We start from the raw sequence: 11,752 nt of genomic DNA, 5'->3' as shown, positions 1-11,752 counted from the left end.
CATCACTATGATACTTTTACGCCAAAATAAACTGCCGAATGGTCAGCGTGGTGCTGTTACCATTATGTTTGCCATTTTTTTAGTGGTATTGTTGGGCTTTGCCGCATTGGCTCTTGACCTGGGCCGCATGAACCTGACCAAAGTCCAGCTTCAAAGCGCAGCCGATGCTGCTGCTTTGGGTGGTGCGGGATCGCTTGTTAACTCGTCGCTCTCAACCTACGATTGGGACGCGGCAGAGCAAAAGGGACTGGTGCTTGCACAACACAATATTGTCAATGGCGAGCAGATTCAGCAAGCGACGATTGAAGCCGGATACTGGAACTCATCGGATGGTTTTCGCCACCATGGCACATCAGGTGTTCCCGTTACCGGAGATGTTCCCGCTGTGCGTGCTACGGTTGCTCTCACCAGCACCCAAAATAATGGGCCTTTAAAGTTGTTTTTCGCTCCTTTTCTTGGTATCAACGAAAGTAATATTCCGGCCAGTGCCATTGCCGCTATATACCCACCTGCAGGCGGCGTGGGCATGTTTCCTTTTACCCTCGGCAAGGATGTCTTCAACAATTTTTGGGACAGCGAGACGCAAACTCCTAAAACGGAGGATCCTTTCATGGTCAATCTTGAAACATATTATCCGAAAGGTGGTATGGGTACATGGACTTCTTTGACAGAAGAGATCGGTGGGGGATCAAGTGACGTCACAACAATTGGTGGTATTTTTTGGGACAAAAAGGATGATACTCCCATCAGGACAACGATACCGATGAAACTTGGACAGGAAATTTGGGTCGCAGACGGCGACATGTCTATACTGTACAAGAATAAACAATATGAGTTTCCTATCGGCGAACCGATTGTTATACCTGTTATTGAAAATGTTGATCCTGGAAGCTGGCAACCAATTGTCGCTTTTGCCGGCTTTGTTATTGATTCCTCTCATTCTCAAGGAACCCACAGCTATATTACTGGCCATTTTATTGATGCGACTACGATTCCAGGTCTCATTCCGGGCAATGGCAGCGGTGTTCCGTACGGCGCATTCACTCCTCCCTATTTAGTACAATAAACGCACATGAATATTGCTGTTTACTCTTCCCAGCCCTGGGAAGTTGATGATACACAAATTGAATTGAATCAACACCAGGTTGTGCGTTTGGTTGGCGAGCCAGGGGAGATGGTGCGAAAAATCAAGAGCAAAAACCCCGATCTCGTTTTGGTGGTCGGTTTTGACTGCAACGACGCCAATTACCTGCGAGAGCTGGAGAAGCTTTGCCTGACTCTATCGAATGCTGCTATTGTAACTCTGCATCCGCAAGCACAGCCTGAACAGTTGCGCTCACTTATGCGTGCGGGTGTACGTGAAGTTATTGATGACAGCACACCAAAAACCCTGCAACAGGTTATCGGACGCGCCCTCATTCGTTCCAAGGGCTCGCATATTATCCAGAATCATGTTTTTGGATTTGTTTCTTCAAAAGGGGGTGATGGCAGCTCTTGCATTGTTGCCAATTTGGCTTATGCACTTTCTCAGGTGCCCAATACCCGCGTACTTGCAGTTGATGTCTCTTTACCTTTTGGTGATCTTGACATGTATCTCACTGGAGAGACCCATCCTGATGATTTGGCAGACATCTCGAGTCAATCTGAAAGGCTTGACCAGTCGCTACTCGACAGCATGGTGCAGCATGTCAGCCCCACGCTTGATCTCATTCCCATGCCAACCACGTTCGAGAAAATTATTACTATCGAACCTGAGCGCGTGAGTGAGCTTATTCACATTGCTTCAAATTTTTACGACTACATTCTGGTTGATTTTGGTATATCTCTTGACCGCATAGGCATTTGGGTTGCAGAGTACCTTGACGAATTATGCATTGTATCGACCCCTTCGTTACCGTCGCTGCGAGGGGCAGGACAAGTCCTCAAGCTTTGTAAAGAGTTTGAAAAACCTATTGCTCGCATTGAGAATATTCTTAACCGATTTGACAACAATGCGCGCATCTCCGGCGCCGAAATCGAAAAAGTCATTGGCAGACCAATTAATAAAAGCCTGCCCTCTGATACTGACGCGGTGGAGGCTGCCCTCCTGATCGGTCAGCCCTTCGTGAAAGAGGCTCCCAAATCAAAACTTTCTCAATCTATTTTCGATTGGGCCGCTGACCTTACAGGTAACAGTCAACCAAAACGCTCGCTATGGGAACGCTTAAAGATCAAATAGCTCGCTGGAACCTCTCTACAAAACGTGGTTCAGGTGCTCCTGAATCTGAGTCGTCCACTTTCCCTGAAAAAACTGATATTGTTGAGGCTCCAACTCAACCAGTAGCGGCTAAAAAAAATAATGCCACAAGAGTGGATGACTTTTATGCAACCAAAACCAAGTTGCATCAAAAGTTACTCAGCCGTATAGATCTTGACTCCATAGAGGCTCTTACCCCTGAGCAGCTTCGTAATGAGCTGGGAGTATTGCTTACTGCGCTCATTGATGAGGAGGCCATGCCTCTTAATCATCAAGAGCGTGCCAGAGTTGTGGCTGACCTGAAAAACGAAATCATGGGTTTGGGGCCTTTGGAGCCCTTGTTGGCAGATCCTACTATTTCTGAAATCATGGTCAACGGGCACCAGAACGTCTATATCGAAAGACGGGGGCGCATTGAGCTCACTGATATTCGCTTCAGCGATGACGCCCACCTCATGAAGATCATCGACAAGATCGTTTCTCGTGTGGGCCGGCGAATCGATGAGTCTGTTCCCCTTGCAGATGCTCGCTTGCCAGATGGGTCGCGTGTCAATGCTATCATTCCTCCGCTGGCTCTTGATGGCCCATCACTCACTATTCGTCGTTTTGCAGTTGTTCCTCTGCAAATGCCAGATCTTCTTGAAAAGAATACTCTTACACCCGCCATGGCTGAATTGTTATCAGCTCTGGTTAAAGTCAAGTGTAACATCATTATATCAGGTGGTACTGGTTCGGGTAAAACTACGTTGCTCAATATTTTATCTGGCTATATTCCCCAAAGCGAACGAATTGTTACCATCGAAGATACTGCCGAACTCCAGCTGCAGCAGGATCACGTTGTTCGCTTGGAAACACGGCCGCCCAATATCGAAGGTAAAGGCGAAATCACCATGCGTGCGCTAGTAAAAAACTCTTTGCGTATGCGCCCTGATCGCATTGTGCTTGGTGAGGTTCGTAGCTCTGAAGTGATCGATATGCTACAAGCCATGAACACCGGTCACGATGGTTCGCTTACCACTATTCACGCCAATACTCCGCGAGATGCGATGGCCCGTCTCGAAAACCTTGTTGGACTGGGGGGAATCAATCTGCCCAGCAAGGCCCTGCGCCAGCTTATTGCTTCGTCGGTTCAATTTATCATTCAGATTTCACGACTCTCTGATGGCACCCGAAAGGTCACGAGTATCCAGGAGCTTATCGGCATGGAAGGCGATGTCATTACTACTCAGGAAATCTATAACTTCAAGCGTACCGGTACTACTCCGGATGGATTAGTCGAGGGACTCTTCAGTGCCACAGGGGTGCGTCCAAAAGTTGCAGAAAAAATCCATACTTATGGCATTGTGCTCAGTGATGGTATGTTCACCCCAGCTGAAGTTAACCTCTAACTTTTTAGCGCAACATGACGACGTTTTTGATCTCTTTTTTTGCTTTTGCGGCGGTTATCCTGATCGTGCTGTTTGCCTATGGGGTATGGGTCAATTTTTTTGATCCTAGCAACAAAGCCAAAAGAAAGCGTTTGAAGTCGATCAAAAGCGCTGTTCAATGGGGCGGGCAAAGTCCCAGCATTGCGCAAATCAACCAGAATGACAGTGACCTCGAAATATGGTTACGTTCGCATTACAGAGTATTTGTTCGGCTTGAAAACCTGCTTCACCGTGCCCGTAGTCCGTTTAGCGCCTTGCGTTTATTGGGGATCATGAGTGCCGTGTTTATTTTGGTTGTGATGCTCGGGCTCTTGGTCCATACGAACCCGATTGTTCTTTTTGTGTTAGCTGTTGCTTTTGCCAGCAGTCCGTTACTCTGGTTATCTCGACAGGCTAACAAACGTCGCCAGGCTTTCTCAGAAAAACTTCCGGAAGCGCTCGATTATGTTACGCGTTCTCTGCGTGCTGGCCACAGCCTTACCTCGGCTATTGGCATCGTGGGTAAGGAGTTCCCTGGCCCTATAGGGCAAGAATTCAAAATTGTTTTCGATGAAATCAGCTTTGGCATTCCATTCAAAGAAGCTATGGATCGGTTAGCTGACCGTGTCGAAAGCGTAGATCTTAATTTTTTTGTCATCTCTCTTGAGATCCAGCACGAAACTGGTGGCAACCTCACTGAACTGCTTGAGGGGTTGGCCAAAACTATTCGTGAGCGCTTCAAACTGCGCGGAAAAGTTCGCACGCTCTCAGCCGAAGGACGTATATCAGCCTTGGTGCTGGGCAGTATGCCATTTATTCTAACAGCTATTCTCACTGTAATAAACCCTGAATATACTTCGGTGCTCTGGAGCACTCCCCAAGGCCACACACTGATCATGGTCATGGCGGTGCTTATGGCCCTTGGATTCTTTTCGCTCAATCGCATCAGCCAGATAAAGGTTTAACCATAGCCAAACTCACCATGCCAACCACCCTACAAATTCTGACTATTGTGCTTTCAGGGGCCGCTGTTGCTTCGGTTGTGTTTGCTTTTTACAGTTTGGGAGTTGACAACGCCTTTAAAAAACGTCTTACCCAGATTTTTAGTGGTAGTGGGGCGCCTCCGGCCGATAAGCCTTCTTCCAAGCCGGTCAAAAGCCAGAGAGTCGCCACAGTTGTCAACATTCTTTCGAAACTTTCGCTTCCTGATGAAGGTTGGCAAAGTTCCGCTGTTCGTGTCAAATTTTTGCAAGCTGGCATTCGAAACCAAAACGCCCCTCAATACTACTTTGCTATTAAAACCTTACTTACCCTGGTTTTTCCTGTCTTGCTCGCTTTGTTTTTGGTATTAAACCAGCCTAAGCTTCAGCTGATTCATATCATTCTCTTTGCGCTGCTCACCGCAGCAGCTGGCTATTATCTGCCCGAGTTACTGCTTCGTTTTATTACTCAAAGACGCATTGAACGCATGCGTAACGGTCTGCCAGACATGATTGAACTCATGGTCATCTGCACTGAGGCGGGGATGAGCATCGACGCTGCATCAACCCGCATTTCGCGTGAAATGGCCCGTTCTTACCCCGACCTGTCTCAGGAATTTTACCTGTCTTCCCTTGAAATGCGTGCAGGCGCTACCCGTCTCGACGCCTTGCGCAACATGGCATTACGCGTAGGTCTTGAGGAACTTGAGGATCTTGTTTCCGTGCTTATACAGGCCGACAAATTTGGTACAAGCTTGGCGGATTCATTGCGCGTGCACTCAGATGTTATGCGTACGCGCCGCTCCCAACGTGCTGAAGAGCTTGCCAACAAAGTTCCTGTCAAAATGTTGCTGCCGCTTATCCTTTTTATTTTCCCTACGCTTTTAATGGTGCTGCTGGGACCAGCAATCATTCAGCTTCTTGATGTCTTATCCAAGCAATAAGGCCCTATGAGTCTTGGCAACATTTTGCATGTCTTTTGGACTCAATGGCCTTGGCTTATTGCCGGTGCATTGGTGGGGTTTTGGCTGGTTCCTTTTGGTCGCATGATTCCGAGCAAAGTGTTGCGGGGTGCACAAGTTCAATTGCATGAATGGCTTGGACCAGGTGGAGGCCTGGAGCAGCCCGTTTCGTTTGGTCGACGCCTTTGGGTGCCGGTCGTTAATGCCAGTTTGTGGGGCTATGCGGCAGCCGCCTTTACCTCCGCTACATTTTGGGCCGTGTTGTTATGGGCCTGTTTGTCCAGTACTCTTGTGTTACTTGCCCTCATTGACTGGGATACGACTCTGCTGCCGGATTTGGTTGTTTTGCCGTTAGGAATAGTCGGCATGGTCAGCAGTTATGCCGGATTTACCTCGCACACTCTTCTCGTAAGTACAGTGTCTGCGGCTGTGGTGTTTGGGCTGCTTGGGGGGCTTGCCTGGGCATTTCAGCGCATCAAAGGGGTTAGTGGTGTTGGTGGTGGCGATCTTAAACTCTTAGCCGCACTAGCGACTTGGTATGGCGTTATCGGCGTATTTTATGTAGTGTTATTGGGCAGTGTCGTTACTGTGATCTGGCATTTGGTGTGGCGTCGTTTCAAGGGCTTTGATCCCCAAGCCGAATGGCCTTTTGGTCCTGCCCTGGTACTGGCCGCGCTGGTATGGCTTGTCGGCTCTTTATATCCTCTCCTAGGTTGATTTTACAACCGTAACTTGCTTTTTATCTTTATTTTTTTAAAGTCTATTGTTACTTTTATTTATGATGATATGATTGTTTTTTTCCCTTCCCTTAGTAAGGATTGTATCATTTTCAGATTTGTTAATACTAACTAATTTGATAAGGAGCTTAAGCTATGCTAAAGAGGGAGAGCTTGCAAAAAGGTGTAACCACAATTGAGTATGCATTGTTAGCTTCTTTGGTTGCTATTATTTCGATTTTGGCTATTGGGGATGTTGGGGATCAGTTGGTAATTCTTTTTAATGCTGTTGTAAACGCCTTTCCTGGTTAGTAAGCGCGCCTGTCCTGACGCTTCGTCGGGTGATAATCGATTTTATTTTCATTCAGCCATGCCGTTCTATCTTGTCTGTTATTGCACAAGGTGAGAGTGTGATTATGCTTTGTTGACTGTAAACGTTTATCGCACATAGCACTACTCTACGCTAAGGTTCGGTTCACCTACCCCGCCTCTGTTCAGCTTTACAGCCCCCGCTTGTTGACAATCCGACATTAGTGAAATTGATATTCTTGGCAATTAGTATCATGAATCCGGGAGGGGAGCAGGCATTGCTATAAAAATACCACTTTTAGCTAAGAAAAAATGAAATATAGGTTTAAGTGGTGATCCCGGATTACCGAAAATCCTCTGGTAATCCGGAATTTTACCGGTTAGATTGTGCCATTGGATGTGTAACTTGAGGGCATTGTTGCCATTGAATTGGATGAGGGCATGACCTGTAGCTGTCTCGTTGTGTGATCGAGCTGCGTGTGAGGTGCTCTCTGCTCGAATAGTTAAGGTTTCTGGCAGAGCTGATTCGTGCAAAAGATGACCCCGATCGAATACCCTCAGATTTTGACAACAGTCGATAAATTTACTCAATAGGCTCGTTTCTACATTCCATGCCGAGACAAAACGAAGATAAAGGAGAACCCGCAAACTCAGATACGCATTGGCTTAATCGGGAGCGTCTTTCAGTGTACCCCCGTATCATTCTGGTACTATTCCTTTTGTATAGCCTTGCGTGGGTTTTGACGTCGAAAAATATGCTTGACCTAAATGGGAAGCCTCTTGGTGCAGACTTTATAATGTTCTGGGCGGCCTCTCATCTTGCTCTGACGGGTCATGCTCAAGACGCCTACCATATCTCGTTACTATTCAAGGCTCAGCAAATTGCAATACCTGCATCGAAAAGTGTTTACGCATGGTTTTACCCGCCTTCGTTCTATCTTGTTATTCTTCCCCTGGCCTTATTGCCTTATACGGCAGCATTCTGGGCCTTTATGTTGTCAACGCTGGGGGCATATCTTCTGGTATTACGTCGCATCATCCGGGGCGATATTGCGATGTGGTGTCTGGCTGCTTTCTCGGGATTGTGGGTGACCCTTATGCATGGTCAGAATTCATTTCTGACGGCGGCTCTCGCTGGTGCGGCATTGCTCAACGTTGAACGAAGGCCGGTGTTAGCAGGTATATTTATCGGCTTGCTTGCTATCAAACCTCATCTTGCAATTCTTTTTCCTTTAGTTTTAATCGCTATTGGCGCCTGGCGTACCTTTATAAGTGCCGCTGTGACGGCAATTACTTTTACTGCCATTGGTACAGCCGTATTGGGCTACGGTGTGCTAAAAAGCTCTTTGGAGAGTCTTGGCTATGCGCGACTATGCCTGGAAAACGGCTCTTTGCCCTGGGTGAAGACCCCATCAGTGTTTGCCTTTGCGCGTATGCTTGAGATGCCTGTTGCATGGGCTTACTTTATTCATTTTATCTGTGCTGTCGGTGCTGTTATTATCGTATGGCGGGTGTGGCGTCGTTGCCACGACCGTAATTTGCGTGGCGCTGTTTTTATGACGGCGACCTTTCTGGTCAGCCCATATCTTTTTGATTACGATCTTGTATGGTTGGCCTTTCCCATCGCATGGTTAGCCTTGGATGGGCTCCGTAACGGTTGGTTGCGCGGTGAACGAGAAGTGCTTGTCGTTGCCTGGTTGTTGCCGATGGTTATGGTTCCGATAGCTGTAGTTCTGAATGTGCAAATAGGGCCGTTCGTGCTTTGTGCTTTATTGTGGATTGCCGCCCGTCGGGCTACAGCTGCATCGATGATGGGCGATCCGGTAAGCGATAGTACAGATAAGTTCGAGACTGTACCGTAAGCGGTTTCGCCATAGCGTTTCCAAAGCGAAACAACAAGAGTTGTTTTAATTGTCAGCTGCTGTCTCGATTTTGGTTTTTTGCGCTTATTCCACTCAAGCGTTGACTTAATGGCCTCTGCAACCGGCTCAGCCTGAGCCGACTAAATACGGATTAGTGACAATCGCCGGTCGGAAAGCAGGCTCCCTCGTTCAAACGATAGAGTTCGTATTCGCCGCGCCGCTCCACCAACATCGCGTTGTTTTGTAACCAGCCGATCCATTCCCAGTTTGGCAAAACGATGGAGCGATCACAGGGCTGCACGAGCAGATAATCATCCGCGGACACTTTGGACGACGGCGTGAACGATTTAACTGTCCGCTTGGACAGATAAGTCATCGGGTAAGCTGCTTGCTCTATCAAGGCATAGATGCTTGCGGACGCAGGCAAAGCTGCCAGAAGAGCAGCCATTCCATCCTGGTTTGTTCGAGCCTGGAATAATTTCCCGGGGTTCCCAATCGCGAACCGCGAACATCTTCATACACCAGTGCAAGCGAGTCTCCTACCGCAAGTATGCGTATGTTGAGTAAAACCTGAATTGCACACATAAGGATAATCGCGGAGTGAGCAATCATAATCGTTCTATCCTGTCTCACACGGCTAAGGATAGTCAAACCGAGCAGGATGGCTGCCAGCCACAGAAGCGGAATAGCCGGCCAGAGATAACGGATGTGCGGTATTGGGGATTTGAGCACCCAGACGAGCCACCCCACACCACCCGCCAGCAAAAGGAAACTGCATAAATCTAAGAGCTTGCGATCATACTTCTCATTATCCAGCAAAGATATGAACCAGGCAAGCAGCGCGACGATGGCCATTACAGGAATAATTCCATTAGCCACCACCAGGTAGTTGAGCCGCATAATGATACCCCCGTATAGGGGGGCAAGTCCGGCGGCCCCTGCGGTTGCCAACAGGTGACTCTTAGAGAAGTCACCGAACGCATATAAATAGGCCGCTTCAAATCCGATGAAGACAAAAATAGCGACGTAAATGGCAATAATAGGATAAATAAGTCGAGCACCTCGGTGAACAAACGCCGACCACACCAGGATAGCCGGCAGCATCGTAAGACAGATCATGCGCGTGGCACAGGCAAGCCCGAATAACACACCGCCCAGGATTGCCATACCCATTGATCGATGACCAAAGTGGACCCAATACAGCGCTCCAAGCAAAAAAATGGTCGTCGCGACGATCTCCGCTGTCGCTAATGAGGCCTGTAACAGAAAGCCAGGGGCCGTTACGAACAGGGCTGTTCCGGCAGCAGCGAGAACCCTGTCCTTAACTCGGAGTTCGATTATTTTGAATACAATTCCTAACAGGAGCCCCGTAACGAGTAACGAAGCAAGGCGGTGGACGAAGATATTTTCGCCCCACACAAGAGCAATCAAGCCATGCAGCACGAAATGCACTCCACCGGAAGTGAGTACCGGTACCTCTACAGCGCTCGCAGGCAGGAATCGAATGCCGAAGGCCTTCATGGTGCTCATAAGGATACAGCTTTCATCGGGCTCCACGGTCATGGCGAACACGCCGATGCCAAAAATCAGGATAAAGCAGATAACGATTGCGCTATAAACGGTTGTCAGCACAGTTTTTTTTTGAATCATTTGTGTTTCAATTCCTTTTCTGTAATCCGGCGAGATGGCATCTTATTTCGCGGCTTCGATGACGCGTTTCCTGATACGATGAATGAGATACTATCCATGTTCTTCAGAAAAGCGTGTTCAGCAAGTTTTTTTCATGAAATACGCTGCTGTTATAGGTCGGCAGTATTATCGGAAGCCGAGGAGAGGCGCGCATAAATAAACTCACTCTGTCTGGTCAAAATTGATCCGCTCGGATTCGTACACCCGCGGTCTCGCAAGAACCTGAGTGTAAATTGCCCCCACGTATTCCCCAAGAATGCCGATAAAAAACAGCATCAGGCCGAAGAAAAAGAAATTACCGATAAGTAGCGGCGCGATGCCTGCCTGAAAATTGTCCCAGAAGATGAGCTTGCCAACAAGATAGCCGATCCCGACCAGAAAGCTCAAAAACGAAAGCACAAAGCCGGAAAACGTCGCAAGTCGTAACGGGACTTTGGAATTACTGATGATACCCAGAATCCCGATATCGTACAGGGTAAAAAAGTTGTTCTTGGTAATACCTCGCGCTCGTCTCGGCTGGGTATAGGTAATCCGCTCAACCCTGAACCCGACTTCAGCAATAATGCCTCTGAAAAACGGATAAGGGTCTGGAATGTTCTTCAGAATCTCTATGATCTTTCGGTCATACAAGCCGAAACCGGTATAGTTCTGGATGATATTCACATCCGATACGGATTTGAGCAGACCGTAATACAGCTTTCGAATGCCGAACATCAACTTGCTTTCCTTGCTCTCTTTTTTGACAGCCGCTACGATTTGCGCACCCTCTTCCCATTTCTTTATGAGTTCCGGAATCATGTCTGGCGGGTCTTGGAGATCTGACGCCATCACGATACAGGCATCTCCGCTGCTTTGAAGTATCGCATGATACGGAGAGCGGATATGACCGAAATTTCTCGAATTGACAATCAACTTCACCCGCTTGTCCTGCGCGGCGATCCTCTTGATTTTCTGCACCGTCGAATCCGTCGAGGCATTGTCGATCAGAATGAATTCGTAGTCGTACCCTTCCATGCCAGCCATGACGGCAGTGAGCTGCCGGTAGAGTTCCTCGACATTCTCCTCTTCATTGAAACAAGGAGAGACCAGGCTGATCATCTTTTTACCGCTCTCATTCATAACAAAACATGGTTATCGTTTGAAGGTAAAGCCTCGGTGTCCAAAAAAAGAAATCAGCGCTGTAACGGCAATAATAAGAAACTGCGCGATCCAGATCGAAAGCCGGGCATAATCCACCAGCAGCCAGAGCAGGACAATGCCAATGAGCGCACCAAAGCCATAAACGATATTGCTTTTGAGATATTCAATAAACCACCGTCCCTTGGTACGAAAGACAAATAATTTGTAAACAACAAATGACATGGCAATGGAAACGATATTGCCGATCAGCCCGATGATGGTTATATGGATGAATTTCGACAGCGTGAGGTACAAGCCAACGCCCGCAAAATAGCCGAAAAGAGTATTCCAGCCAGCCGCCAGCAGATACCGGAGATTCCGGTATCGAGCCTCTGTCAGCAGACCGGCAAAACCTGTCTGCAGTGTTTTCTGACCCAAACCGCTACCTCCCTTGCTGTTTGCGGTTGATTGAC

Annotated in this window: 12 protein-coding genes; 8 read left to right on the top strand and 4 right to left on the bottom strand. The window is 47.9% G+C overall.

Annotation, left to right across the window (positions count from 1 at the left end; translation table 11 throughout):
* Nucleotides 1–7: 7 nt before the first annotated feature.
* The 8 genes from CPAR_RS07450 (at nt 8) to CPAR_RS07415 (ending at nt 8,471) form a co-directional block, all read left to right on the top strand.
* Nucleotides 8–1,066, top strand: a complete 1,059-nt coding sequence (locus CPAR_RS07450; protein ID WP_012502699.1) for a pilus assembly protein TadG-related protein — start codon at nt 8–10, stop codon at nt 1,064–1,066.
* Between the two features lie 6 nt (nt 1,067–1,072).
* Nucleotides 1,073–2,218: an AAA family ATPase gene (locus CPAR_RS07445; RefSeq protein ID WP_012502698.1), complete on the top strand. Its 1,146-nt coding sequence runs from the start codon at nt 1,073–1,075 to the stop codon at nt 2,216–2,218.
* Nucleotides 2,194–3,624 carry a CpaF family protein gene (locus tag CPAR_RS07440; protein ID WP_012502697.1) on the top strand — a complete coding sequence of 477 codons (1,431 nt, stop codon included), beginning with the start codon at nt 2,194–2,196 and terminating at the stop codon, nt 3,622–3,624. The genes CPAR_RS07445 and CPAR_RS07440 overlap by 25 nt, the downstream gene beginning before the upstream one ends.
* Nucleotides 3,625–3,638: 14 nt before the next feature.
* Nucleotides 3,639–4,607 carry a type II secretion system F family protein gene (locus CPAR_RS07435; RefSeq protein ID WP_012502696.1) on the top strand — a complete coding sequence of 323 codons (969 nt, stop codon included), beginning with the start codon at nt 3,639–3,641 and terminating at the stop codon, nt 4,605–4,607.
* Nucleotides 4,608–4,624: 17 nt separating this feature from the next.
* Nucleotides 4,625–5,566 carry a type II secretion system F family protein gene (locus CPAR_RS07430; protein WP_012502695.1) on the top strand — a complete coding sequence of 314 codons (942 nt, stop codon included), beginning with the start codon at nt 4,625–4,627 and terminating at the stop codon, nt 5,564–5,566.
* Nucleotides 5,567–5,572: 6 nt separating this feature from the next.
* The gene (locus CPAR_RS07425; protein ID WP_012502694.1) at nt 5,573–6,301 is read left to right on the top strand and encodes a prepilin peptidase; all 729 of its coding nucleotides are present in this window, start codon (nt 5,573–5,575) and stop codon (nt 6,299–6,301) included.
* A 155-nt stretch (nt 6,302–6,456) separates the two neighbouring features.
* The gene (locus tag CPAR_RS07420) at nt 6,457–6,612 is read left to right on the top strand and encodes a Flp family type IVb pilin (RefSeq protein WP_041466172.1); all 156 of its coding nucleotides are present in this window, start codon (nt 6,457–6,459) and stop codon (nt 6,610–6,612) included.
* Between the two features lie 608 nt (nt 6,613–7,220).
* Nucleotides 7,221–8,471, top strand: a complete 1,251-nt coding sequence (locus CPAR_RS07415; protein ID WP_012502693.1) for a glycosyltransferase family 87 protein — start codon at nt 7,221–7,223, stop codon at nt 8,469–8,471.
* 151 nt (nt 8,472–8,622) lie between these two features.
* Here the strand turns inward: CPAR_RS07415 and CPAR_RS11055 are convergent, their stop codons facing one another.
* The 4 genes from CPAR_RS11055 to CPAR_RS07400 form a co-directional block, all read right to left on the bottom strand.
* The gene (locus CPAR_RS11055; RefSeq protein WP_012502692.1) at nt 8,623–8,847 is read right to left on the bottom strand and encodes a hypothetical protein; all 225 of its coding nucleotides are present in this window, start codon (nt 8,845–8,847) and stop codon (nt 8,623–8,625) included.
* Nucleotides 8,848–8,867: 20 nt separating this feature from the next.
* Nucleotides 8,868–10,121, bottom strand: coding sequence for a glycosyltransferase family 39 protein (locus tag CPAR_RS07410; RefSeq protein ID WP_012502691.1), 1,254 nt, complete (start codon nt 10,119–10,121; stop codon nt 8,868–8,870).
* A 201-nt stretch (nt 10,122–10,322) separates the two neighbouring features.
* Entirely contained in the window at nt 10,323–11,279 is a 957-nt protein-coding gene (locus tag CPAR_RS07405; RefSeq protein ID WP_012502690.1) for a glycosyltransferase family 2 protein, read from the bottom strand.
* A gap of 12 nt (nt 11,280–11,291) precedes the next feature.
* A complete protein-coding gene (locus CPAR_RS07400) occupies nt 11,292–11,717 on the bottom strand; it encodes a GtrA family protein (RefSeq protein WP_041466171.1) in 426 nt (141 codons plus the stop codon).
* Nucleotides 11,718–11,752 lie beyond the last annotated feature (35 nt).

It is taken from the genome of Chlorobaculum parvum NCIB 8327 (genome assembly GCF_000020505.1).
GTDB classification, from domain to species: domain Bacteria; phylum Bacteroidota; class Chlorobiia; order Chlorobiales; family Chlorobiaceae; genus Chlorobaculum; species Chlorobaculum parvum_A.
Note: the sequence above shows the minus strand (reverse complement) of the source record. Positions and strands in the feature narration are given on the sequence as shown.

What these genes read in the sequence shown, in the direction of transcription:
- CPAR_RS07445 (WP_012502698.1), top strand. Translation starts at nt 1,073, where the DNA reads ATGAATATTGCTGTTTACTCTTCCCAGCCCTGGGAAGTTGATGATACA.
- CPAR_RS07425 (WP_012502694.1), top strand. Translation starts at nt 5,573, where the DNA reads ATGAGTCTTGGCAACATTTTGCATGTCTTTTGGACTCAATGGCCTTGG.
- CPAR_RS07420 (WP_041466172.1), top strand. Translation starts at nt 6,457, where the DNA reads ATGCTAAAGAGGGAGAGCTTGCAAAAAGGTGTAACCACAATTGAGTAT.
- CPAR_RS07415 (WP_012502693.1), top strand. Translation starts at nt 7,221, where the DNA reads ATGCCGAGACAAAACGAAGATAAAGGAGAACCCGCAAACTCAGATACG.
- CPAR_RS07435 (WP_012502696.1), top strand. Translation starts at nt 3,639, where the DNA reads ATGACGACGTTTTTGATCTCTTTTTTTGCTTTTGCGGCGGTTATCCTG.
- CPAR_RS07405 (WP_012502690.1), bottom strand. Translation starts at nt 11,279, where the DNA reads ATGAATGAGAGCGGTAAAAAGATGATCAGCCTGGTCTCTCCTTGTTTC.
- CPAR_RS11055 (WP_012502692.1), bottom strand. Translation starts at nt 8,847, where the DNA reads ATGACTTATCTGTCCAAGCGGACAGTTAAATCGTTCACGCCGTCGTCC.
- CPAR_RS07450 (WP_012502699.1), top strand. Translation starts at nt 8, where the DNA reads ATGATACTTTTACGCCAAAATAAACTGCCGAATGGTCAGCGTGGTGCT.
- CPAR_RS07410 (WP_012502691.1), bottom strand. Translation starts at nt 10,121, where the DNA reads ATGATTCAAAAAAAAACTGTGCTGACAACCGTTTATAGCGCAATCGTT.
- CPAR_RS07440 (WP_012502697.1), top strand. Translation starts at nt 2,194, where the DNA reads ATGGGAACGCTTAAAGATCAAATAGCTCGCTGGAACCTCTCTACAAAA.
- CPAR_RS07430 (WP_012502695.1), top strand. Translation starts at nt 4,625, where the DNA reads ATGCCAACCACCCTACAAATTCTGACTATTGTGCTTTCAGGGGCCGCT.